Source organism: Streptomyces sp. NPDC059743 (assembly GCF_042732975.1).
In the GTDB taxonomy this organism is placed as follows: Bacteria; Actinomycetota; Actinomycetes; order Streptomycetales; family Streptomycetaceae; genus Streptomyces.
In genome coordinates, this window is the sequence record NZ_JBHWGS010000004.1 from 1 (window position 1) to 24,323 (window position 24,323).

The window sequence follows — 24,323 nt, forward strand, 5'->3', positions numbered from 1 at the left end:
CCGGTGACACCACGAGAGCGGAACAGCCAGGAGGAATAATCCCGGCCGTTCACAGCGTCCTCGCTGTGTTTCTTCAAAGGAACCCAAACCCACCGAAACATTCCGGTCGGGCCCGGGGTATCAACATATCTGGCGTTGACTTTTGGCACGCTGTTGAGTTCTCAAGGAACGGACGCTTCCTTCGTACTCACCCTCTCGGGCTTTCCTCCGGGCTTTTCCCTTCGGTGTTGCTGTCTTGCGTCTCCGACTCTATCAGTCCTTTTCCCTCTCCCTGACCACCGATTCGCAGGCATGCGGATGCGGTGTCCGAAGAACGATCAAGAATTGATAGATGCCACCGGCCCCCGACTCAAAGTCGCACCGGGGCCAGGCAGGAGTACGACCCTACATGCCGTCCACCGACACAGGCAAATCGTTTCCGGTCTCCTCCATGGTCCGCCAACCGGCTGGTCTCCCGCGGAACCGGCACTTCCTATGACTTACCCTTCTGAACAGCACGTCGTCCCATCACAGGCGGTGACGGCGGCCTCGATCCCCCGCCCTCCTGGGAGGCTCCCCATGACCACCGTGACCGCCCCACTGTCCGGCCGTGCCATCGGGCTCGGCGCTGTACCCGATCCGGTTTTCGCCGGCGCGATGGTCGGACCCGGGATGGCCATCGATCCGGTCCGGGAGCCCGGCGAGGCTGTCTCTCCGGTCGACGGTGTCGTGGTGTCGCTGCATCCGCACGCCTTTGTCGTCGTCGACCCGGACGGTCGTGGAGTACTGACGCATCTGGGGATCGACACCGTCCAGCTGAACGGTGAGGGATTCGAGCTGCTCGTCAGCAAGGGAGACACGGTCACGCGCGGGCAGGGAGTCGTGCGCTGGAATCCGGTCGCCGTCGAAGAGGCCGGCAAGTCGCCGGTCTGCCCCGTCGTGGCGCTCGAAGCCACGGCCGACTCGCTCTCCGACGTCCGGGAGGACGGCGAAGTGAAGACCGGCGACACACTCTTCGGCTGGCAGTGACGCCGATGCCGTATGTCAGGGACGAGCGCGGAGCGCTTGTCGTACTTCCCTCGCGGCGATCGGATCGCCGCATAACCGGAGACGGGTGAGATGGAGACAACGCTGCGAGGCGTCGGGGTCAGCCATGGTGTGGCGATCGGCGAGGTCAGGCATATGGGAACCGCGGTGCTCGAACCGCCGGCCAAGCGGATTGCGCCGGAGGAGGCGGAGCGCGAGCAAGGGCGGGCCCGTCAGGCTGTCGACGCGGTGGCGGCCGATCTGATCGCTCGCGGCAATCTGGCCGGCGGAGAGGCCCAGGGCGTTCTTGAGGCCCAGGCGATGATGGCGCAGGACCCTGAGCTGATGGCCGATGTGGACCGGCGGATCGCGGTCGGGAGCACCGCCGAGCGCGGTGTGTACGACGCGTTCGCCTCGTACCGCGCGCTGCTCGCCAATGCCGGGGAGTATCTGGCCGGGCGGGTCGCGGATCTGGACGATGTGCGGAATCGTATCGTCGCCCGGCTGCTGGGCGTTCCGATGCCGGGTGTGCCGGACAGCGACGAGCCGTATGTACTGATCGCCCGCGATCTGGCCCCCGCGGACACGGCGTTGCTCGACCCGGCTCTGGTGCTGGGTTTTGTGACCGAGGAGGGCGGGCCGACGAGTCACAGTGCGATTCTGGCGCGTGCGCTCGGCGTGCCGGCCGTGGTCGCGCTGCCTGGTGCGCAGGAGCTGGCCGAGGGCACGGTGATCGCGGTCGACGGCAGTACCGGTGACATCTTCGTCGAGCCGAGCGCGGCGAAGCGGGCCGAGCTTGAGCAGGCCGCGATCGCGCGGAAGGCCGCGCTGTCCGCCTCCATCGGGCCCGGTGCGACATCGGACGGTCATACGGTGCCGCTGCTGGCGAACATCGGTGGTCCCGCGGATGTGCCGGCCGCCCTCGAAGCGGGTGCCGAGGGCGTCGGGCTGTTCCGTACCGAGTTTCTCTTCCTGGACGACAGCGAGCGGGCGCCGTCGGAGGAGAAGCAGATCGAGGCGTACCGCACAGTCCTCGAAGCGTTTCCCGAGGGCCGGGTGGTCGTGCGGGTGCTGGACGCGGGCGCGGACAAGCCGCTGGCCTTCCTCACTCCGGCCGACGAGCCGAACCCGGCGCTGGGAGTGCGTGGTCTGCGGAGTCTGCTGGACCATCCCGAGGTGCTGCGGACACAGTTGACTGCGCTGGCGAAGGCCGTCCAGGGGCTTCCGGTGCATCTGGAGGTCATGGCGCCGATGGTGGCGGACCGTACGGACGCGAAGGCGTTCGCGGACGCCTGCCGTGAGGCCGGGCTGAGCGCGAAGTTCGGTGCCATGGTGGAGATTCCGTCGGCCGCTCTGCGGTCGCGCTCCATTCTCCAAGAGGTGGAGTTCCTTTCGCTGGGAACCAATGATCTGGCGCAGTACACCTTCGCCGCCGACCGGCAGGTGGGCGCGGTGTCGCGGTTGCAGGATCCGTGGCAGCCCGCGCTGCTGGATCTGGTGGCGCTGTCGGCCGAGGGCGCCAGGGCCGAGGGCAAGAGCTGTGGTGTGTGCGGTGAGGCGGCCTCCGATCCGCTGCTCGCCTGTGTGCTCACCGGGCTCGGTGTGACCTCGCTGTCGATGGGCGCGGCGTCGATTCCGTATGTGCGGTCGGCGCTCGCGCAGCACACGCTGGCGCAGTGTGAGCGTGCCGCTGCCGCCGCGCGGGCCGCGGACACCGCCGACGAGGCCAGGACGGCCGCGCAGGCGGTGCTGTCCGGCGAGTGATCCGGGGAAGGGGCTTCGCGTCGTGGTGTGCGGCGGGAAGCCCCTTCCGCGTTCAGTGGTGGGTGCCGGTGTCGTCGAGGCCGAGGTCGAATCCCGCGCGGTACTCCACGCCCGGTTCCGGGGAGAGCGGCTCTCCGGTGTCCGCGTCGGTGCAGTAGGCGTTGAAGACCTCGGCCTCGGTGAGCGGGACGAGTTCGCCGCGGTCCAGTCGCCAGCCGTGCAGCCGGTCGGGCGTGCCGGTGCCGGGTCCTGTCGTACGCAGGACGACTCCGCCTGGGCTCTCCAGGGCGATGCCCAGGGCCAGCACGCTGACGAATTCGGCTCCTTCGGAGGAGCCGAGCAGCACGGGCGCTCCTTCGGGACTGTCGATGTGGAGGACGGCGAGGAGTTGTTCGCCGGCGGCGGGAACGCTGGAGACGAGATGGTGTGTGCCGGGTCCCGCCGCTTCGAGAAGCCTCAGCAGGATGTGGGAGGCACGGTCGAAGGCCGCGCGTCCGATGTCCTGTCCGCAGTCGGCGCACTCCCCGAGGTCGGCGAGGACCGTCGTCGCGTACTCCCAGGTCGCCCTGCGGACGGCGGTGCTGATCAGCAGTGGCACCAGATGGTCGATGGGCTGGCCCGCGTAGGCGACGGCGGCTCCGCTCCCTGGGAGCGTGGCCGTGAAGCGGCTGCGGCTGGCCGCGGAGTCCGGGTCGAGTCCTCTCTCCGCGCAGTACTCCGCGAACTCCTCGGGATCGAAGAGACCGACGGTGGTGTGCACGCCCCGGGACGCCAGGGATGTGAGCAGTCCGTCGATCTGCCGCAGGTAGGCGGCGTGGTCGTCGAAGGTGAAGGTGGCGTAGCGCCGCATCGCGGTGAAGTCCTGCTCGTCGGCGAGCAGGCCGACGGTGCTGGGGACTTCGCGGCGCAGTCTGCGCCGTGTGGTCCTGGCCGTCCGCCGTGGTCCTGGCCCGGCGGGCCCAGGCCTCTCTGTGCCACCGGTGCGCTGCCGCTGTCCGGTCTGCTGGTGCTGGTGCCGCTCGGTGTGCGCCATGTCTCCCCCTGAGTGCTGTCGGTCACTGCTCACTCACCGTAACCGGAGGGTCTGACAATGGTGATCCTGAATCGGTCGGCGGCCCGGCGACCGGGCAACGGTCGGTGTCAGTGGCGGGTGCGGGCGAGGTCCTCGTAGAAGCGCAGCAATTCGAGATTGTCGACGGAGCCCGCGTTGACGGCCTTGTCCAGTGCCGTGCCCTGGAGGAGGCGTTTGACCGGGACTTCGATGCGCTTGCCGGTCAAGGTGTGCGGGATGCCCGGGACTTCGATGATCTCGTCGGGAACATGGCGTGGCGAGAGCCGCTCACGGATTGTCTCCTTGACCCGTGCGCGCAGTGTGTCGTCGAGGACGGCGCCCGGTGCGAGATGGACGAAGAGCGGCATCCAGTATCCGCCGTCCGGCTCCTCCAGGCCGATGACCAGGGATTCACGGATCTCGGGGAGGCGTTCGACGGCTTCGTAGATATCGGCGGAGCCCATCCGGACTCCCTGGCGGTTCAAGGTGGAGTCGGAGCGGCCGTGGATGACGACCGAGCCGCGGTCGGTGAGGGTGATCCAGTCGCCGTGGCGCCAGATGCCGGGGAACATCTCGAAGTAGCTGTCGCGGTAGCGGCTGCCGTCGGGATCGTTCCAGAAGCGCACCGGCATGGACGGCAGCGGATTGGTGACGACCAGTTCGCCGACCTCGCCGATGAGCGGTTTGCCCTGTGGGTCCCAGGCCTGGAGGTCGGTGCCCAGGCAGGGCGCCTGGAGTTCACCGATCTCGACGGGAAGGGTGGGGACGGCTCCGGCGAAACAACTGCATACGTCGGTACCGCCGCTGACGGAGGCGATCCACAGATCCTCGGCCACATCGTCGTGGAGCCAGCGGAAGCCGTCGGGCGGCAGCGGTGAGCCGGTGGTGGCGACGCATTTGACGCGGGAGAGGTCATGGTCGCGGCCGGGATGCGCCTCCGCCTTGCGGCAGGCCATGACATACGCGGCGGAGGTGCCGAAGACCGTGGTGCCGGTCCGTTCAGCCACGCCCCACTGGGCGTCGACGGCGGGATAGCCCGGGCTGCCGTCGTACAGCACGATCGTGGTGCCGGTGAGCAGACCGGAGACGAGGAAGTTCCACATCATCCAGCCGGTGGAGGTGTACCAGAAGAAGCGGTCCTCGGGACCGAGGTCGAAGTGGAGGCCGATCTGTTTGAAGTGCTCCAGGAGGATGCCGCCCTGGGACTGGACGATCGCCTTGGGCAGTCCGGTGGTGCCGGAGGAGTAGAGGACCCACAGCGGATGGTCGAAGGGAACCTGCTCGAAGACGTCCCTGTCTCCCCTGTCCCCGCCCCCGTCCCCGTCACTGTCCTCGGCCCCGGCACTGTCGGCGGGCGCAGTGCCTGCAGTGAGGGCCGACCATTCGAGGGCTCCCTCCGGGGCCGGCGTGCCCAGGAGCGGGACATGGACGACGGCGCGCAGAGTGGGCAGCTCCCGGCGGAGCTCGGCAACCGTGCCCGTACGGTCGTGTTCCTTGCCGCCGTAGCGGTAGCCGTCGACGGTGATCAGCACGACGGGTTCGACCTGCTGGAAGCGGTCCAGAACACTGCGCGCGCCGAAGTCGGGCGCGCAGGAGGTCCAGACTCCGCCGACGGCGGCGGTGGCGAGCAGCGCGACGGCCGCCTGCGGAATGTTGGGGAGATAGCCGCTGACCCGGTCGCCCGGCCGCACACCGAGGGCGCGCAGTTCCCGGGCGAGGGAGATCACCTGGCGCCGTAGTTCGGACCAGCTCAACGCGATCTGTTCGTGTGTCTCGTCCACGTACAGGATGGCCGGCTCATGGGCGCGGGCCGGATCCTCGGCCGTACGCAAGGCGTGTTCGGCGTAGTTGAGGGTGGCGCCGGGAAACCACTCGGCGCCCGGCATGGTGCGATCGCCCAGGACACGGCTGTACGGAGTGGTGAAACGTACGTCGAACCAGTCGGCAACGGCTTTCCAGAAGGTGTCGAGCTCCTCGACGGACCAGCGGTGCAGCGCCGCGTAGCCGCCTTCGGCCGGAGCTCCGTACCGCTCGGCCGCCCAGGCCTGGAAGCGGGTGACACGCGCTGCGGCGATACGGCCGGGATCCGGCTGCCAGAGAGGGGCAGGGCTTGCTGCTGCTGCGGTCATGGGTCGGCTCCCGGCGGGCTCGGCACCGATGTACGGCGCTGGTGTACTCGTCGCTTCGTGCTCGACGCTGGTGTGCGCCGGTCGCGCGCACGTGCGGGGTGTGCGCGTGACGCGACTGACACGGACGATGCCATGTGATCGTCCCTCGCACCAGGTCTCGTCACCCATGGTCGGCAGGGCGGATATGTGCTCCGACCACGGGTGAACGGGAGTTGAACGATGCCCCACGCACCTAACCCGGATGGCAGGCTGAGCAGCATGGACGGTCGTGAACTGGTGCGTTCGATGAAAGTGGTCGGTTCGGTGCAGGGGCTGCGCGCCATACGGTCGGCGTGGCGCGGGCGGCGTACGGATGCCAGAGAGCTGGCACCGCGCGGCGCGGAGCGGGCCCGGGTGCCGGGACCGGTCAGCGGCGCTGAGCCGCTGCCGGGCGGCGGCACCGTACGGTTCGCGCGCGCGGAGCTGCATGTGTGTGTGACGGTGGGCGGCGCCGTGTTCTGGGGCTGGGACGGCGCCGAGCCCCTGCCCTCGTACGCGCTCGCCGACGCACCGCCCGAGCCGGACACCCGGGCCGGGCTGGAGCCGGACACCGACGGCGGCTGGCGGGTGGTGTCGGAGCGGGTGACGGTGGCGGTTTCACGCCACGGCGGGGTGGAGGTCCGTACACCGGGCGGTGTGGTGCTGCGCCGGGAGCTGCCGCCGCGCTGGTGGGAGCCGGTCGGCGGCGGTCCGGCGCGCTGGGTGCAGCGCAGCGAGGTGGCGGCGGACGCGCGGTTCTTCGGTCTGGGCGGGCGGGCGTCCGGGCCACGGCTGCGGGACGGTACGTACCGGTTGTGGAACACCGATCCCGGCGGTGGCTTCGGTCCGGAGGACGATCCGCTGTATGTGACGATGCCGGTCCAGCTCGTGGTGGCCGACGGCGGGACGCATCTCGCGTTCCACGACAACTCCTGGGACGGCCGGGTCACTCTGCGGGAGGGCGAGGAGGGCGCCGGCTCGGGACACGACCGGCCCGGCACGAGCGAGCTGCGGATGGACGGCGGGCCGCTGCGCTGCTGGGTGATGACCGGTACGCCCGCGCGGGTGCTGCACAGTTGGACGGCGCTGACCGGCGCGCCCACTCCCCCGCCGTCCTGGGCGCTCGGTCCGCAGCACGCGCGCTGGGGCTTCGGCAGTGAGCGGGAGGTGCGGCGGATCGTCGCCGGCTACCGGGAGCGTGGGCTGCCGCTCTCCGCGGTCCATCTCGACATCGATCACTATGACGCGCATCAGGTCTTCACCGTCGACCGTGAGCAGTTCCCGGATCTGCCGGGACTGGCGCGGGAGCTGCGCGCGGACGGCGTACGGCTGGTGTCGATCGTCGATCCCGCCGTGAAGGCGGAGCCCGGCAACGCGGTGTACGACAGCGGTGCCGCGGCCGGAGCGTTCGTACGGGACGCGCGGGAACGGGATGTCCAGGGCGTCGTATGGCCGGGCGAGTGCGTCTATCCGGACTTCACGGATCCGGAGGTGCGCGAGTGGTGGGGCGGTCTGTACGAGGAGCGGCTGGCGCAGGGCTTCGCCGGCGTGTGGCACGACATGAACGAGCCGGTGTCCTTCGCCCCGTTCGGTGACACAACGCTGCCGCGTTCGGCCAGGCATCGGCTGGAAGGTAGAGGCGGAGACCACCGTGAGGCCCACAATGTGTATGGACTCACCATGGCGCGGGCTGGTTTCGAGGGCCTGCGACGGCTGCGGCCGGACGAGCGTCCGTTCCTCTTCTCGCGTTCCGGCTGGGCCGGTATGCAGCGGTACGGAGGCACCTGGTCCGGCGATGTGTCGACGGGCTGGCCGGGACTGCGGGCCTCGCTCTCGCTGGTGCTGGGCCTCGGGCTCTGCGGAGTGCCGTACTCGGGCCCCGATGTGGGCGGTTTCGACGGCAGCCCGTCGCCCGAGCTGTATCTGCGCTGGTTCCAGCTCGGTGCGTATCTGCCGCTGTTCCGTACGCACGCGGCGATCGACGCGGGACGCAGGGAGCCGTGGGAGTTCGGTCCTGAGGTGCTGGCACACGCGCGGGCCGCGCTTGTCGAACGGGAGCGGCTGCGGCCGTACTTCGTGACTCTCGCCCAGCTCGCCCGGCTCACCGGCGCGCCGTACGCGCGTCCGCTGTGGTGGGGCGCTCCGGAGGACCGGGCGCTGCGTGACTGCGAGGACGCGTTCCTGCTCGGGGACGCGCTGCTGGTCGCACCGGTGCTGGAGCGCGGTGCGGACCGGCGGGCGGTGCGTCTGCCGCGCGGGCGGTGGTACGACACGGCCACGGAGCGGGCGTACGACGGGCCCGGTCAGGTGCTGCTGGACGCGCCGCGCTCCCGTATCCCGGTACTGGCGCGGGCCGGTGCGGTGATCCCCGTACAGGGCGCGGACGGCGGCCCGGAGCTGGAGGCATGGGCTCCGGCGGCGGGGCGCGCAGGCGGCGGTCTGGTGGTGCGGGATCCGGGCGACGGCTGGCGGAAGGCGGAGGTGGAGCGGTACACCTCGCGGATGGTGAACGGTGAGGTCCGGGTATCACGGGTGACGGAGAACGGGCCGGTGGAGCCGGAGTGGCCGGTACGGGTCAAGGGACGGTGAGATGACGGTGAGGTGAGGGCGGGAAGGACGGTGCTGGGCACCAGGGTCCCTCGCCACCGGAGGTCCCTCATGTCAGGCGCCTCCGGCGGTGTCGTAGCGACCCCCAAACCAGGACCGTACGGCCTCGGTGTGCAGTGGGAACGCCAGCTGCGTCGGCGCGCGCAGAAGGTGCCAGCCCGATGTCTCCTCCGTGGGCCGGGAGGGCGGCAACTGACCGGCCCGTCGCTCCGGGAGCAGACCGAAGAGCAGCAGATGGCCGCCGGGCGAGCTGAGCGCGTCGGCCAGCCGTACGTCCGCGCTGTCCGCCTCGATCCCGGTCTCCTCGCGCAACTCCCGTACGACCGCGTGCCGCCAGTCCTCGCCGTGGTCGATAAATCCACCGGGCAGGGCGATCCCGCCGTACTCGGGCTCGATGGTGCGGGTGATGACGACCAGTCCGCCGCCGCTGTCGTCCGTCACCGGTACCAGGGCGATGGCGACGGGCAGCGGATTGCGGTAGGCGGTGGCGCCGCAGGCCGCGCAGACACGAGGCCAGCCGGCCGTCGACGGATAGGGCGTGCCACAGCTTCCGCAGTGGGAGTAAGGCACGGGCCTCTTCCTCGGTTCTGATACGTGCTTGTCTGATACGTGCTGGGGCTCGGACACGCGCGGACTGTATCCGATCACTCTTTCCCTTGGTCCCTGGAGCTGATAGACGAAGGTGCCCATGACAAGACTTCAGTCCGTGCTCCGTGTCCTGGCCGCCTCGGCCGCCGCCGCGCTGTTCACCGTCATCGCGCCCGCGCCCGCCGCCCAGGCCGTACCCGAGCTGTCCGTACCGGAGCCCTCCGCGCCGAAGGAGTTCGTGGCCCTGCGCTCGGTCGCGCCGACGATCATCCAGGAGATGCGCTATCTCACTCCGCACAACTTCCTGGGCGAGCCCGTGGACGGCTACCGGCAGCCGGTCTGTATCGTCACGCGCTCCACTGCCGAGGCGCTGCGCCGGGCGCAGTTCCGTCTGCTCAGGCAGGGCTACTCGCTGAAGGTGTACGACTGTTACCGGCCGCAGCGGGCCGTCGATCACTTCGTGCGATGGGCGAAGGACCTCCAGGACGAGCGGATGAAGGCGGAGTTCTATCCGCGCGTCGACAAGTCGCGGCTGTTCGAGGACGGTTACATCGCGGAGAAGTCGGGACACAGCAGAGGCAGCACGGTGGATCTCACGCTCGTGAAGCTGCCGGCGCTGCCGACCCGGCCGTACCTGCCGGGCGAGACGCTGGCTCCCTGCTACGGCCCGAAGGCCGAACGGTTCCCCGACAACTCGGTGGACATGGGCACCGGCTTCGACTGTTTCGACACGCTCAGCCACACCGACGATCCCCGGGTCGAGGGCGAGCAGCGGGCGAACCGGCAGCTTCTGAAGGCGGCGCTGGCCGAGGCCGGATTCACCAATCTGCCCGAGGAGTGGTGGCACTTCACCCATAAGCCGGAGACGTTCCCGGACACCTACTTCGACTTCCCGGTGGCCTGGCGCTCGGTCGTACGGAACTGACGTCAGGAATGAACGCAGCGGCGAAGGGCAGGGCGACGGAATGAGCGGCGACGGACGGCCGGGACCACCCCCGTGGGCTCCGGCCGCCCGTCTCCGAGATGGACGCGGGAGTACCCGTATCCGGTTCTCCCATAAGCGGTTACGGTGCCTTTATGGCGCAGCAGGAGTTTGATTCGTACGAGGAGTTCTGGCCCTACTACGTCGCCATGCACTCCAAGGCGGCGACCCGCTGGGTCCATCTGACCGGCACGCTCACCGGACTCGCGATCAGCGCCTATGGCCTGGCGCGCGGGCGGAAGCGGTATGCGGCGGCCCTGCCGCTGATCGGTTACGGGACGGCCTGGCCCGCGCACTTCTTCATCGAGAAGAACAATCCCGCCTCCTTCGGGCATCCGGCCTGGTCGCTGCGCGGCGATGTGCAGATGATCCGGATGATGCTGGCGGGCCGTGACCATGAGCTGGCCGAGATCGCCGAGAAGTGGCTCGCAGAGCATCGCTGAACAGCGCTTGCTGTCAATGACCTTGACGCTCCCTCACGAGCCGGTGAACACTTCCTCTTCGCCGTCAGCGCCACAGGTCGGCGCGCTCAGCACGCTCGTCGAGGAGATCCGGGGCGGACGGCCCCGGGCCAGGTCTAGGAGCCGCTTTGAGCAATGGGGACATATTCGTCGGTGAGTTCATCGGAACAGCCATACTTATCCTCTTCGGCGCGGGAGTCTGCGCCGCCGTCACACTGCACCATTCCAAGGCGAAGGCCGCCGGCTGGGTGGCGATCGCCTTCGGCTGGGGCTTCGGCGTACTGGCGGGCGCGTACACCTCCGCGCCGCTGTCGGGCGGCCATCTCAATCCGGCCGTGACCGTCGGTATCGCGGTCGACACGGGCGAGTGGGACAAGGTACCGCTCTATATTCTCGGGCAGATGACGGGCGCGATCCTCGGCGCGGTGCTGTGCTGGCTGACGTACTACGCGCAGTTCCGGGCCAACGCCGACGCCACGCTCGCGCAGCCGACGCTCGGTATCTTCGCGACGGCGCCGGAGGTCCGCAGCCCGGTGGCCAACGTTGTCACCGAGGTGATCGCCACGACCGCGCTGGTCCTGCCGATTCTCGCCTTCGGCAGGAACGCGGGCATCGGGATCGGCGAACTCCCAGGAAGCGCCGGCGTGTACGGCTCCGGGATCTCCGTCCTGCTGGTCTCGCTGCTGGTCGTGGGCATCGGTCTGTCGCTGGGCGGGCCCACCGGCTATGCCATCAATCCGGCCCGCGATCTGGGCCCGCGTATCGCGCACGCGCTGCTGCCGATCCCCAACAAGGGCAGTTCGGACTGGGGTTACGCATGGGTCCCGGTGGCCGGGCCGCTCATCGGCGGGCTTCTCGCCGGAGTCGTCTTCAACGTGGCGTTCTGAGGGCGGTCCCGATCGGCACCACTGCCGTACGCCACCTTACATACGCCGCTTCACGCACGCCGTTTTCCGACCGACCGATCAAGGGGACGTCATGACGGAGAAGTTCGTCGCCGCCATCGATCAGGGCACCACTTCGAGCCGCTGCATCATCTTCGGCCACGACGGCGCGATCGTCGCCGTCGACCAGCGCGAGCACCGCCAGATCTTTCCCAGGCCCGGCTGGGTGGAGCACGACGCCACCGAGATCTGGTCCAAGGTCCAGGCCGTGGTCGCCGGAGCCCTGGACAGGGCGGGACTGCGGGCCGATCAGCTCAGCGCGCTGGGCATCACCAACCAGCGCGAGACCACCGTCCTGTGGGACCGCGCGACCGGCAAACCCGTGCACAACGCGATCGTCTGGCAGGACACCCGTACCTCCGCGCTCTGCCATGAACTCGGCGGCGAGGACGGCCAGGACCGGTTCCGTGACACCACCGGACTTCCGCTGGCCAGCTACTTCTCCGGTCCCAAGGCGGCCTGGCTGCTGGACGAGGTGCCGGGTCTGCGGCTGCGCGCCGAGCGCGGTGAGATCGCCTTCAGAACGATCGACTCCTGGCTGATCTGGAATCTGACGGGCGGCACGGACGGCGGCGTACATGTCACGGATGTGACCAACGCGTCCCGCACCATGCTGATGAATCTGGAGACTCTCCAGTGGGATCCGTCGATCCTCGCGGCAATGCGTGTGCCCGAGGCCGTTCTGCCGGAGATCAGGTCCTCGGCCGAGGTGTACGGGACGGCCGTCGGCCGGCTCGCCGGAGTGCCGGTGGCGTCCGCGCTCGGCGACCAGCAGGCGGCGGTCTTCGGCCAGGCCTGCTACGACACGGGCACCGCGAAGAACACCTATGGGACGGGCAGTTTTCTGCTGCTCAACACCGGTGAGCGGCCCGTGCCGTCCAAGAGCGGGCTCATCACGACACTCGGCTACAAGATCGGCTCGGCGGCGCCCGTCTACTGCCTGGAGGGATCGATCGCGATCACCGGAGCCCTGGTGCAGTGGTTCCGTGACCAGCTCGGTCTCATCCGCAGCGCCGACGAGATCGAACCGCTCGCGGCGAGTGTGGACGACAACGGCGGCGCTTATGTCGTACCGGCCTTCTCCGGGCTGTTCGCACCGTACTGGCGCTCCGACGCGCGCGGAGTGATCACCGGTCTGACGGGCTATGTCACCAAGGCGCATCTGGCCCGCGCTGTGCTGGAGGCGACAAGCTGGCAGACGCGTGAGGTGGTCGACGCGATGTACCAGGACTCGGGCGTACGGATCACCACGCTGAAGGTGGACGGCGGGATGACCGCCAACAATCTGCTGATGCAGCATCAGGCGGATGTGCTGGGCGTACCGGTGATCCGGCCGAAGGTCTCGGAGACGACCTGTCTGGGCGCGGCGTACGCGGCAGGGCTCGCGACCGGTGTCTGGTCGGATCTGGACGAGCTGAAGGCGCACTGGCAGCGTGATGCCGAGTGGTCGCCGCGGATGGCGGCGGAGGTGCGCGAGCGCGAGTACGGCAACTGGCGCAAGGCGGTGGAGCGCAGCTTCGGCTGGCACGAGGAGGCGGCCCGGTAGACCGTCGCGCCCGCCCGCGGCAGACCGTACGGCCGCGGGCGGGACGTACCGTACCGGCCTGCGGGCGGGGCGTACGGCCGCAGCTGGAGCGTACGGCCGCAGCGGTACGAGACGGCCTCGGCCCGTACCGCTCCGTCCGCTCAGGTGGTGGCGGCGTGTGCGCGTTGCAGCGCCGCGCGCGTCATGGCGTGCTCGACGACCGTCACCAGGACTTCCTTGACGGACTCGCGCTCGCGCGCGTCGCACATCACCAGCGGGACCTCGGGATCCAGGTCGAGCGCCGCCCGTACGGTCTCGGCCGGGAACAGGCCCGCGCCCTCGAAACAGTTGACGGCGACGGTGAACGGGATCGCGCGCCGCTCGAAGTAGTCGACCGCCGCGAACGAGTCCGCCAGACGCCGGGTGTCGGCCAGTACGACCGCGCCCAGCGCGCCCTGGGCCAGTTCGTCCCAGAGGAACCAGAAGCGGTCCTGGCCCGGTGTGCCGAAGACGTACAGCACCAGATCCTCGCGCAGGGTGATCCGGCCGAAGTCCATGGCGACCGTGGTGGTCGTCTTGCCCTCGACGCCGTCGACATCGTCGACGGGCCGGCCGGCCTCGCTCAGCATCTCCTCGGTACGGAGCGGTCTGATCTCGCTGACCGCGCCCACCATGGTGGTCTTGCCCACGCCGAAGCCGCCCGCGACCAGAATCTTCAGCGTCACCGGCTCGACCGGACGCTGCCGCTGGCTAGAGCGCCCGTAGACCATTGATCACCTCGCGCAGAATGTTCACGTCCGGCAGCTCGGCCGGCGGAACGGGACGGGTTACATGCACGATCTCGCTCTCGACGAGATCGCCGACCAGTACCCTGACCACCCCGACGGGGAGGTCGAGGCTCGCCGCCAGTTCGGCGATCGACTGGGGGCTGGCGAGGCAGCGTTCCACGATCTCCACATGTTCGGGAGAGAGCGTCTGGTCCCGGGCGGGATCGTCGGCCGCGGGCTCGGGGACGACGATCGCGATCAGGTCGAGCCGGTGGCGCGTCGCGCTGCTGGTGCGGCCACGCGTCATCGCGTACGGGCGTACTACCGGTCCGGCCTCGCCGTCGAACCAGTGCTGCGGATCCTGACCTGCGTCACTCATCCCAGCCCACTCACCCTCCGGCGGGCAGACCGGTCCGGGGCGCCGTGCCGAGATGGACACCGACGCGCTTGACCATCAGCGTCATCTCATAGGCGACCTGACCGACGTCCGAGTCCGCGTCGGAGAGCACGGCCAGACAGCTTCCGTCGCCCGCCGCGGTGACGAAGAGGAACGCGTCGTCCAGTTCCACGACGGTCTGCCGGACACTGCCCGCCTCGAAGTGCCGGCCCACGCCCTTGGCGAGACTGTGGAATCCGGAGGCGACGGCCGCGAGATGCTCGCCGTCCTCACGGGTGAGGTCCTTGGACGTGCCGGTGGCGAGGCCGTCGCCGGAGAGGACCACGGCCTTGCGGATGCTGGCGACCCGCTCGACGAGTTCGTCGAGGAGCCAGTTCAGCTCTCCCGAGCCGTTGGGGTCGGTGGAGTTGCGTACTGCGGCGTTCGGTGCGGTCATCGACCGTCCCCCTCCGATGTGGTTCCTTGTGTATCGCCGGGGCCGGTGGAGTCCTCGGCATCGTTCTGCCGACGACCGCGCTGCCAGCCCCGTTGGAGCGAAGCCATACGGCTGCGTACTTCGTCCGCGTCCCGTTCGGTGTCATGGGACGCGGCCGACGCCTGATCAGAGGAGCGGTCCGGCGTGATGTCCCGCAACTGGGGAGCGAGGCTGGCCTGCCGGATACGGCGAGGCAGACCGTCAAGCAGAGGCAGGGCCTCTTCGGTGGTTCGCGAAGCACCCGAACCGGCAGGTCGCGAGGCGCCGGAAACGAACGGCTGTGCCGGTACGCCGGACCAGGTGCGGCCCGTGCCGCCGGCGGTCTGTTCCCGGGAGTCCCGCGCCTCCTGGGCGTCCCGTGCGGAAGACGCACGGCCCGGCTCGTCCAGGCGCCGACCGCGGTCCACGACCAGCGTCGGAGGCTTGCGGCGAGGCAGGCCCACCGGATCCCCGGAGTGCTGAGGCCCGGGATCGGCGGTCTGCTGGTGCTGTTCGTGGAGTCCGCGCGGCTCCTGGGCCGCGCGGCCGTCACGCCGGTCGCGGAAGTCACGGCCGCCGTCGCGCGCATCACGTACATCGCGCACGTCCCGTACCTCACGTGTCTCGCGTATGTCCCGGGCGTCCCGCATGTCCCTCGGGTCACCGGCGGAGTCACGGAGATGCTCACGGGCGCGGAACAGCCCGCCGCGCTCGCTCTCGGTGTCGTCGAGATCGGCGATGCCGTCACCTCCGCCGAGAATGCCGTCGCCGCCGAGCACAGGGCCGCTCTCGATGCCCAGCGTGCCGACCGGCGCTTCCAGTTCGACCGGGCCGTCGAGCACGGACGGGCCGCTGCCGCGCCCGGTGGGAACCTGCGCCAGCGCGGTGCGCCGGCCGGTGCCGCCGTCGGCGCGATGGCGTCCGCCGCCCGCGGTCCTCTTGCGGTCGAGTCGGAAGCCGGTGCCCTCGGTCTCGGGCGCGTCGGTCAGCAGTGCGACGGGCAGGAAGACGATCGCGGTGGTGCCGCCGTACGGAGAGGGCTGGAGCGAGACGCGTACGTTCTGCCGCTGGGCGAGCCGGCTGACCACGAAGAGGCCCAGCCGGTCGGTGTCGGACAGTTCGAACTCGGGAGTCTCCGCGAGCCGCAGATTCGCGTCGAGCAGCACTTCGGGCGCCATTCCGAGACCGCGGTCGTGGATCTCCAGGGTGAAGCCGTTGGCGACCCGCTCGCCGTGCACCTGGACCGCGGTGTGCGGCGGTGAGAACACCGTGGCGTTCTCCAGGAGTTCGGCGATGAGATGCGTGAGGTCGGCGACCGCCGGGCCGCCGACGCCGATCCTGGGCAGCCTGCGGACCTCGATGCGCTCGTAGTCCTCGACCTCGGCCACGGCGGCCCGTACCACGTCCATGAGCTGGACGGGCTTGCGCCACTGCCGCGAGGGCGCGGCTCCGGAGAGGATCACCAGGCCTTCGGCGTGCCGGCGCATACGGGTGGTGAGATGGTCGAGCCGGAAGAGGTCGGCGAGCTCCTCGGTGTCCTCCGTACGGCGCTCCATGGTGTCCAGGAGCGTGAGCTGACGGTGCAGGAGGACCTGGTTGCGGCGGGCGAGGTTGACGAACACCTCGGAGACGCCGCGCCGGAGGTCGGCCTGCTTGACGGCGGCTTCGACGGCGGCGCGCTGGAGCGTGTTGAGCGCCTGGCCGACCTGGCCGACCTCGTCCCGTTCGTAGTCGAGCCGCGGCGCCTCGGTCTCCACGTCGACCTGCTCGCCCGCGGCGAGCCTGCGCATGACGCTGGGCAGTCTGACGCCGGAGACCTCGTGGGCCTCCTTGCGGAGCTGGGTCAGGTCGCGGACCAGGTCGCGGCCGACGCGTACGGACACGATCACGGAGACGAGGAGCGCGACGAAGCCCACGGTGCCGGCCAGGATGAGCCGGATGAAGACCTCCTGGCGCACCGGGTCGATATGGGCCCGGTAGAGGGCGTCGGCCTTGGCGCTCTCGCTGGTGAGGTCCTCCAGGACCGGCGCGGTCATCTTCTGCCAGTGCGCCATGTCGACGGCTTTGGGATCGTCGGAGGGCCCGGCCTCGACGAGGTCGTCCTCGGTCTGGCGCAGCGCGAGCGTGGCCGGAGTGCGCCAGTACTGTTCGAGCGTCACACGGTCCGTGAGCGGCAGGTCGGAGAGGTTCGTCTGGTAGAGGACGGTGCGGCCGGCGACCAGATCGGAGAGCGAGCGGATGTCCGTGGCGGTGAGCCTGCGCGCGGTCAGCGCGGAGGCGACCACCGCGTCCTCGCGGGAGAGCATCTCCTTGGCGCGGCCGAGACCGACCAGCGCGCGGCCCCAGTTGTCGCCGTCCACGTCCTCGTGGCCGTACAGGGACGCCAGGAAGGTGTGGCCGGGATCGACGAGCTGGTTGTAGAAGTCCAGCGCCCGCTCACGGGTGACGGTGCTCTCGTCCACGGAGCGGCGCATCAGGTCGAGCCCGTCCAGGGCGCCCGTGAGGATGGTGAACCGCTCGGACGTGGTGGGATCCATCCGGTCGCGGACCGTGAGGGTGGCGTTCCTCTTGACGAGGGCCAGGGCCGCGTCGGTGTCGGCCCGGCGGCTGCGGAGTTCGGTCAGCGAATCCGCGGCGCGCGGGTCGGAGAGATAGATGAGTGTCTGCCGGCGCTCGCTCTGGAGGACGAGGATGGCGTCCTCGACAGGGTGGCCGACCTTTTTGATGACATGGCCGACGTCGAGGAGTTGGTTGGCCTGGCTGCCGGTGAGGACGGAGATGAAGGCCCACATGACGGTGAGCGCGACGAGCGGCACGAGCAGCAGCGCCACGATCTTCCGGCGGATGGATTTCCCGCGAAAGCGCATGGCCTCCCCCAGCTCGATCCCCGCCCGGTGCGGGAGATACTCCGTCAGCAAACGGCGCGAGCCTACTACTGTCACACCGGCAACTCGAAGACACGTCCGGATGATTTTCGACCGCCGCATGGCGCCTTGATCATGAGTTGTCCTGGTTTTCGGTGAGATGACGTCCGTCACGAGAAGTTCGAGAGCCAGTCTCAACGACGGCTACCGGCCGAGTCAGTTGGCTTGAATCATTCGGTCGGTGCTTCTCCGGGAATCTTCAGGCGCCGCCATTCGTCCTTGTGTGCGGGGATCAGACGGAATCTGACGGGGATCAGGGGAAGCGGAGAGCGCCGCAGGCGGTTCGCGTATCACATTCGGTTCCATGGCCGGCGTGAAGCGCGACGAGACGGGCAATCACCCTTGAGTCGGACAGTGGACAGGTTGGGGAGTGACGTCCATGGAGACGGATGAGCGGCGTGACGCGGCGTCGGCGGGTGGGATCGCGGAGGTGTCCCGGGGGCTCTGGATCGAGGAGCCCGCGGCGCGGTATCGCATGCCGGATCCGGTCAGAACGGCGGCCGTGCGGGCGGTGATCATAGCGGCGGTGACACTGATTCAGGCCATGGTTGCCTTTCTCAGCACGCTCGCGGGCTCCTGGCTGGCGTTTCCGATGGTGCTGAGCAGTGTGGCCTCCACGGTGGTGGCGACCTGGGGCGTGCTGGACGTGTGGGTCACACGCCAGGTGTGGAACCAGCGCCATGGTGTGATCTCGGCGCCGAGCAGCACGGCCCGGCAGCTCCGCAGGGAGCGGCGCAGGGCCAGGCGCGCGGCGAGAAGCGCGGCGCGTGAGGCCGCGCGGATACGGCGGCGGGGCCGACGGCATCAGAACAGACTGAGCGAGGCCTGAGCGCGCCGCCGTAGCGGCGCTCCATGACAGGCTCTCGTTGCTCGATGACAGGCTCTCGTCGCTCAGCGATGGGCCGTCACTCGGTGATGGGCTCCGGCGTCCGTTTGAACATGCGTGTCGCGGTGATCTCGCCGTGCACGGGCTCGCCGTCCGGGTCCGGCTGCGGCAGTCCTGGGCGCAGATGCTCCTCGACGCTGATGTATTTGAGCCCCGCGCGCAGATCCGCGTCATTGCGCAGCCGGATGACCAGCGGGAATTCCGCGAGCGCCGTCGTGTCGAAGAGACCGGTGGTGTAGAGGAGTTGTACGCCCAGGGCGTCCGAGACCGCGCGCTGGAGCTCCAGCAGATAGGTGGCGTTGGCGCGGCCGATCGGATTGTCGAGGAAGAGCGTGCCCGCGTGACGGTGCTTGTCGCGGCCCCGGTCATTGCTGCGCAGGGCGGCCATCGTGCAGTACAGCGCGATCGCGGCGGTCAGCAGCTGACCACCGGAGAAGACATCGCCCATCTGTCCGACCGGGACCCGCTCGGCGCGCAGTACGGCGTCGGGCTTGAGGATCTCGACCGCGACTCCCTTGGGCTGGAGCGCCGCCTGAACACCGCGCAGCAGCAGGGACATTCCGTCCCTGCGCAGATCGGAGTTCTTCTTGAGGGCGGCGCGGGTGGCCTCGTCCACGACCTCGCCGAGCCGCTCGATGAGCGCCGTCCGGTCCGGCTCCTCGAAGCGGATCCGCAGGAACTCCTGGCCCGACCACTCCCCGAGCCCTTCGGGCAGCCGGGAGAGACGCTGTGCCGAGCGGAGCGTCGTCAGCGCGGACTCGACCAGACCGCGCAGCCGGTCGACAATCGAGTCGCGGTTGCGTTCGAGCTGCGCCAGTTCGTCCGTCAACACGCGCAGCCTGGGTGCGAAGGCCTGGGCCCAGGACGCGGCGTGCTCGGGCAGCGCGGACGCGGGCAGTTCACGGATCTGCTGGCGCGCGGGCGTGCGCACCTGCTCGTAGCGGGTCGCGTTGGCGTGCCGTACGAGCACATCACAGGCTTCCCGTACACCGGTCTCGGAGGCGGAGAGGTCGGCGGCACAGGCGCGCAGTGAGCGGCGGGCCTCGGCCGTGGCGAGCCGCGCCTCCGGCAGACCGCCGGGATAGGGCTCGGGCGGCTGAGGCGTCTCCTCGTCCCCGCCGTCCTCGGCCGCGGCGCCCCGGAGCAGATCGCGCAGGAGGGCGGCCGTCTCGTCGAAGCCGCCCGCCGCGTCCTCGGCGGCGCGGTGGGCATGGAGCAGTTCGCCGTGGGCGTCGCGCGCGGTCTCCAGCGCGTCGGTCCTGACGGCGAGTTCGGTGGTGGCGGTACGGAGAAGGCTCTGCGCCTTCTCGGCGTCGGCAGGCACCAGCTCCTCGGGCAGCTCGGTGTGCGCGTCGCCGTCGGCCGGCGCGAGCCGCTCGGCCTCGCCGCGGAAGCGGCCGAGCTGCTCGCTGGCGGCCGAGGCGCGCGACTCCAGCATCTGGACGAGCGATTCGGCGCGGGCCGCCGCCGCCTGGCGGGACGGGCCGTCGGCGCCGTCCGTCGATTCGAGGAGCTGCGCGGCCCGGTTGCGCACCTTGTTGGTGAGCCGGTCCAGCTCGGCGAGCGCGGCGCTCTCGTCGCTCTCGGCACGGGCCTGTTCGGCCCGCAGATCGGCGCCGACGCCCACCTTCTCGTAGAGCTGGGAGGCGGCGCGATAGGCCTCGCGGAGGGCGGGCAGCGCGGTACGAGGTGTGTCGGGCCCTTGCTCAGGAAGGTTCTCGGGCGCGCCGGCGATCTCGGCGCGTTCGGCGCGCAGGGCGCGGGCGGTACGGCGGGCGTCGTCGGCGGCGCGCTGGGCGGCCCTGCGGTCCTCGTCGGCGGCGCGGGCCCGCTCCAGACACACGGCCGCCCGTGCCTCGGACTCGGCGGCCTCGTCGGCCAGTTCGCGCAGTTTCGCCTGCCAGCCGGACCGCTCACGGAGCCGGAACGCGAGCCCGGCCAGGGCGTCGGCGGCCCGGCGGGCGCGCTGGGCGGCCTCCTGCCGTTCGTCACGGACATGCGCGGTGTCGGCGGCGGCCTCGTCCGCCTCGGCCCGTACCGTACGGGCCTCGGTGAGGGCCGCCGCGGCCGTCTCCGCCGCGGCCCTGGCCGTCCCGGCCGCCTCGGCGAGCTCCGCGAGCATGCCCGGCGGGCAGTCCGCGCGCCAGGAGCCGAGCCGGGCGGCGAGCGCGCGGTCACCGGCGAGCCGCGCGGCGAGCGACCGGATCTCCTCGTCACGGGCGGACGCGCGGCTGCGCAGCGCCTGCCGCTCCTCGTCGGCGGCGTGCTCGTCGTGCATGGCCGGGTTCGGCGGTACGAGAAAGACCTCGCTGTCGCCCGTGCCCTCCGCGCCGGGACGCGGGACGGGCGCCAGCAGCGCGGCGGCGGTGCCCACGGCGACAGTGGACCTCGGCAGCAGGGCGGCGCCCGCGAGAGTCTCCCGGGCGCGGGCGTGCGAGGCCGGATCGGTGATCACGACACCGTCGACCAGCTCGGGCCGTGCGGCCAGTACCGCCGCGTGGTCGGCCGGATCGACGGCCTGGGCGAGATAGCGCCAGCCGGGCAGGGCGGGAATACCGTGCTCGCCCAGATACTCGACGGTGGCGAGGACATCGGGGCCGGGCGGCAGCAGCCCGCCGTCACCGAGTGCGCCCAGGATGCGGGAGTCGTCGGCGGCGACCGTACGCAGATCGAAGAGCTGCCGCTCGGCGGCGGTGACACCCTGATCGAGCAGCTCACGCAGTTCGTCGGCGTATCCGTCCAACTCCTCGGCGCTCAGCGGCCCGTCGGCAGGGCGCGGACCGGCGAGCGCGGAACGGCCGGCGGCGACGGAGCCGAAAGCCGGGCCACGGTCCGCCGAGGTGCCATCGGCCGGCGAACGCCGGGCCACGGGCACACCGCGCCCGCCGTCCGCCGGTCCCTCCTGGTCGGGGCCGCCGGACGGGCGCCGGTCGCCGGAGGCATCCTCGTATCCGCGCGCTCCGGACGGACCGCCCTTCTCCGTGTCATCGGCCGAGCCACCGCGCGGGCCCGGAACTGCGGCCCGGACGGTGGCCGTCGCGGGCAGGCTCAGCAGCTCGGCGAGACGCTCGTCCGCGGCGATCGATTCCGCCGCGCGGCGCTCCGCGTCGTACGCGTGCTCGGCGGCCAGCGCCGCGTCGGCGGCGCGGGCGGCGGCCAGTTCGGCGCGGGACTCCGTGCCGGCCGTCTCCCTGGCCCGGTCGGCGGCCGTACGCGCGGCCTCGCGCGCCGTGTCCCAGCTCGCGACGGCGGACTTCTCGGCGTCGCTCGCGGCGAGCGCGGCACGGGCCGGGTCCGCGTCGGGCGCGGTGTCGTCGAGCCAGCCCGCCCGTACCGCCTCGGCCGTCTCCTGTCCGACCTCGGCGAGACGCTGGCGCAGATGCCCGGCCTCGCTGCGGGCGCGCTGTGCCTCGGTGGCGGCGGAGGTCGCGTCGCGGTGGGCGGCCTCGCCCGTCTCCTGGAGGACGGCCGAGCGCTCCTCCTCCTCGTTCGCCAGCCGCTCACCGTCCTCGGCCGCCGCGTGCAGGGCCCGTACGAGATCGGCCGCGGCGGTCGCCCGCGCGGCCAGCGCGGGCGCGGCGTCACGCTCGGCCTCACGGATAGCGACGGCCACGCGCGCGGAGCGGTCGGCGGCGGCGCGATGGCGCAGCACCGCCTCGGCCGCCTGCCAGGCGGAGTGCAGCGTACGGGCGTCGGTCAGCTCACGGCGCTGGGCGGCGGCGCGCTTCTCGGCGGCGGCGAGGGCCAGGGACGCGTGCCGGTAGGCCAGTTCGGCGGCGATCAGCGCACCGCGCCCGCGCGCCTGCTCGGCCGTGGTCACGGTGTGCGCGGCGGCGGTGACCCGCTGGGCGAGTTCGGCGGCGCGCCCGCGCTCCTCGGCGGCGCGCGCCTGGAGCCGCCGTACGAGCGTACGGGCGCGGCGCTCGGCGCCCGCGTGGATGTCCCGGGCCCGTGCGCGGCTCTCGGCGGCCTCGACGATCCGGCCGAGCAGATCGACCGAGCCCGCGGTGAAGTCGCGCTCGGCGGTGAGTTCGGCGCGGCGGCCCAGCTTGTTCCCGAACCCGCCGACGAGATCGGCCAGTCCGTCGGTGTCCCGAGTGTCGGTGACGGCGCGCAGCAGCAGATCGGTGAAGTCGGAGTCCTTCTTGACCGCGAAGAGGCCGGCCGCCTCGCCCTCGTCGGCGTTCATCTCGCGCTGGTAGCGGAAGAGTTCGGGATCGAGACCCAGTTCGCCGAGGTGTTCGTTCCAGCGGTCGTGGATCTCCTCCCAGTGGATGTCGAGATGCGGATAGAACTTGCCCGCCTCGGTGAGGGCGTCCCGGAAGCCCTTCATCGTGCGGCGCCTGCCGCGCGCGCCCGAGGCGCCCTCGACGGGCGGCCGTACGGCGGTGGACTCGGCGACCGGCAGGGAGTCCAGGCTCAGCCCCGGTCCGGGCCGGAAGGAGTACCAGCCCTCGGTGAACTTCCTGGGATCGCTGGACACTTGCCGACCGCGCCACTCACTGGCCTTGCCGACCACGACGAGTTCGCCGGTGAGCGTGTGCTGCCACTCCAGGGCGACATGGCCGCAGTCGTCGGCCAGCAGGAACTTGCGCAGTACGCCGGAGCTGGCGCCGCCGAGAGTGTTGCGGTGTCCCGGCAGCATCACCGAGAAGATCAGCTTGAGCAGTACGGACTTGCCGCCGCCGTTCTCCAGGAAGAGCACGCCCGCCGGGGCCGGGCGGCGCGGCGGCCCCACCGGCTCCTCCTCGAAGAACTCCGCCTGGGTGGGCGCCGGATGCGGCACGGGAGCGCCCACTCCGCGCAGATCGAGCACGGTGTCGGCGTAGCGCGCACCGGCAGGGCCGATGGAGTAGAGGCGGACCCGGGACAGCTCGTACATGGCGGCGGACTCTCGTTGTGGGGACTTGGGGGGGGCGGCAGAGGGTGCGGTCAGGCGTGGAAGGGCAGGCCCGCGTCGGCGGCCAGCTCCAGATCGTCGCCCTCGGGCGGCGGCAGCAGGGTGGCCGAGCCGTCGCTGACGGGCACGACGCCCAGTTCGAGCAGCTCGGCCATGGCCGCGTGGCCCGCCATGTCACGCACCTGGAGCTGATAGCGGGCCGTGGTGCGGTACGCGCCTCCGGCGTCGTCACCGGTGCGCTGGAGAAAACCGGAGTCGGTGAGGAACGCGACCGCCTTGCCGACGATGCCGGTGGTCGATCCGGCGAGCCTGCGGGCGTCCTTGGTGGCACCGGTGGCGCTGCGCCGTGCGTAGATCCGCCAGGCGGCTTCGAGGCCGGGCGCGTCGGTCGACGGATCGGTGTTCTCCCCCTCCGCCTCGGCACGCTCCTCCAGCCGGCGGCAGGCCTGCCGTACGAACGCGTCGACGCCGTTGACCGTGATCCGGCCGATGTAACCGTCGTCGGCGAGATCCTCGGGCCGGGGGAACGCCATGGCCGCGACGGCGAGATGGGCGAGGCCGTGCAGAAAGCGGTCGGCGGAGTCGGTGGAGGCGCGGCGGGCGTAGTCGCCCATACGCACCGCGAAGACCGAGTCCTCACCGGCGGTCACAGCCATACCCGCGCGAGCCGAGACCTCCAGCACGACGAGGCCGAATCCGGTGGCGACGGCATCGGCGACGCGCGCGAAGGCGGGGTCCTCGCGGTAGCGGCGCAGAAGTTCGGTGTACTCGATGTCGCGGGCGGGCAGCAGCTTGGGCTGAAGCCCAAAGGAAACAAGCCGGGCGGCGTCGGCGGCGTCTGCGGGTGTAAGGGGCGCGGGGATGGCGCCGGTCTCGGCGCCGCTACTGCTTTCCGGCGGGTACTGCTCGCTCACGAGGTGC

At 70.8% G+C, this 24,323-nt stretch carries 17 protein-coding genes; 8 read left to right on the forward strand and 9 right to left on the reverse strand.

From position 1 onward, the window contains the following. Nucleotides 1-558: 558 nt before the first annotated feature. Nucleotides 559-1,008: a PTS glucose transporter subunit IIA gene (locus ACFV6H_RS08250; protein ID WP_093602683.1), complete on the forward strand. Its 450-nt coding sequence runs from the start codon at nt 559-561 to the stop codon at nt 1,006-1,008. A gap of 90 nt (nt 1,009-1,098) precedes the next feature. Continuing rightward, nucleotides 1,099-2,769, forward strand: coding sequence for a phosphoenolpyruvate--protein phosphotransferase (gene ptsP, locus ACFV6H_RS08255; RefSeq protein ID WP_385539819.1), 1,671 nt, complete (start codon nt 1,099-1,101; stop codon nt 2,767-2,769). 52 nt (nt 2,770-2,821) lie between these two features. Here ptsP and ACFV6H_RS08260 read toward each other — a convergent pair whose 3' ends face one another. Both ACFV6H_RS08260 and ACFV6H_RS08265 read right to left on the reverse strand, forming a co-directional pair. Beyond that, entirely contained in the window at nt 2,822-3,802 is a 981-nt protein-coding gene (locus ACFV6H_RS08260; RefSeq protein WP_385539821.1) for a hypothetical protein, read from the reverse strand. Nucleotides 3,803-3,909: 107 nt separating this feature from the next. Beyond that, complete coding sequence (locus ACFV6H_RS08265) at nt 3,910-5,949, reverse strand: acetoacetate--CoA ligase (protein ID WP_385539822.1); 2,040 nt, start codon at nt 5,947-5,949, stop codon at nt 3,910-3,912. A 258-nt stretch (nt 5,950-6,207) separates the two neighbouring features. On the opposite strand from ACFV6H_RS08265, the gene ACFV6H_RS08270 reads away from it, so the two are divergent. After that, nucleotides 6,208-8,556 carry a TIM-barrel domain-containing protein gene (locus ACFV6H_RS08270; RefSeq protein ID WP_385540383.1) on the forward strand — a complete coding sequence of 783 codons (2,349 nt, stop codon included), beginning with the start codon at nt 6,208-6,210 and terminating at the stop codon, nt 8,554-8,556. Nucleotides 8,557-8,628: 72 nt separating this feature from the next. Here ACFV6H_RS08270 and ACFV6H_RS08275 read toward each other — a convergent pair whose 3' ends face one another. After that, a complete protein-coding gene (locus ACFV6H_RS08275; RefSeq protein WP_385539824.1) occupies nt 8,629-9,201 on the reverse strand; it encodes an NUDIX domain-containing protein in 573 nt (190 codons plus the stop codon). A gap of 61 nt (nt 9,202-9,262) precedes the next feature. On the opposite strand from ACFV6H_RS08275, the gene ACFV6H_RS08280 reads away from it, so the two are divergent. The 4 genes from ACFV6H_RS08280 (at nt 9,263) to glpK (ending at nt 13,095) form a co-directional block, all read left to right on the forward strand. Further along, the gene (locus ACFV6H_RS08280) at nt 9,263-10,087 is read left to right on the forward strand and encodes a M15 family metallopeptidase (RefSeq protein ID WP_385539826.1); all 825 of its coding nucleotides are present in this window, start codon (nt 9,263-9,265) and stop codon (nt 10,085-10,087) included. 152 nt (nt 10,088-10,239) lie between these two features. Then, entirely contained in the window at nt 10,240-10,587 is a 348-nt protein-coding gene (locus tag ACFV6H_RS08285) for an Mpo1-like protein (protein ID WP_384976850.1), read from the forward strand. 146 nt (nt 10,588-10,733) lie between these two features. Then, nucleotides 10,734-11,492: an MIP/aquaporin family protein gene (locus ACFV6H_RS08290; RefSeq protein ID WP_385539829.1), complete on the forward strand. Its 759-nt coding sequence runs from the start codon at nt 10,734-10,736 to the stop codon at nt 11,490-11,492. Nucleotides 11,493-11,583: 91 nt separating this feature from the next. Continuing rightward, on the forward strand, nt 11,584-13,095 hold the full coding sequence (gene glpK / locus ACFV6H_RS08295) for a glycerol kinase GlpK (protein WP_385539831.1): 1,512 nt from the start codon (nt 11,584-11,586) through the stop codon (nt 13,093-13,095). A 140-nt stretch (nt 13,096-13,235) separates the two neighbouring features. On the opposite strand, the gene ACFV6H_RS08300 is transcribed toward glpK, so the two are convergent. From ACFV6H_RS08300 to ACFV6H_RS08315, 4 genes are read right to left on the reverse strand one after another with little or no spacing between them, the layout of a single operon-like run. Continuing rightward, nucleotides 13,236-13,844 (reverse strand): ATP/GTP-binding protein, encoded by a 609-nt coding sequence (locus ACFV6H_RS08300; protein ID WP_384776965.1) that lies wholly within the window; start codon nt 13,842-13,844, stop codon nt 13,236-13,238. Then, nucleotides 13,825-14,220 (reverse strand): DUF742 domain-containing protein, encoded by a 396-nt coding sequence (locus ACFV6H_RS08305; protein WP_066955975.1) that lies wholly within the window; start codon nt 14,218-14,220, stop codon nt 13,825-13,827. Before ACFV6H_RS08305 ends, ACFV6H_RS08300 begins: the two co-directional genes overlap by 20 nt. 10 nt (nt 14,221-14,230) lie before the next feature. Further along, complete coding sequence (locus ACFV6H_RS08310) at nt 14,231-14,674, reverse strand: roadblock/LC7 domain-containing protein (protein WP_093601843.1); 444 nt, start codon at nt 14,672-14,674, stop codon at nt 14,231-14,233. Beyond that, on the reverse strand, nt 14,671-17,559 hold the full coding sequence (locus ACFV6H_RS08315) for a nitrate- and nitrite sensing domain-containing protein (RefSeq protein WP_385540385.1): 2,889 nt from the start codon (nt 17,557-17,559) through the stop codon (nt 14,671-14,673). The genes ACFV6H_RS08310 and ACFV6H_RS08315 overlap by 4 nt, the downstream gene beginning before the upstream one ends. Nucleotides 17,560-17,995: 436 nt before the next feature. Between ACFV6H_RS08315 and ACFV6H_RS08320 the strand changes: the two genes are divergently transcribed. Next, entirely contained in the window at nt 17,996-18,445 is a 450-nt protein-coding gene (locus ACFV6H_RS08320; protein WP_385539834.1) for a hypothetical protein, read from the forward strand. A 76-nt stretch (nt 18,446-18,521) separates the two neighbouring features. Here ACFV6H_RS08320 and ACFV6H_RS08325 read toward each other — a convergent pair whose 3' ends face one another. Both ACFV6H_RS08325 and ACFV6H_RS08330 read right to left on the reverse strand, forming a co-directional pair. After that, on the reverse strand, nt 18,522-23,384 hold the full coding sequence (locus tag ACFV6H_RS08325) for a hypothetical protein (protein WP_385539836.1): 4,863 nt from the start codon (nt 23,382-23,384) through the stop codon (nt 18,522-18,524). Between the two features lie 50 nt (nt 23,385-23,434). Continuing rightward, a complete protein-coding gene (locus tag ACFV6H_RS08330) occupies nt 23,435-24,316 on the reverse strand; it encodes a hypothetical protein (RefSeq protein ID WP_385539838.1) in 882 nt (293 codons plus the stop codon). Nucleotides 24,317-24,323 lie beyond the last annotated feature (7 nt).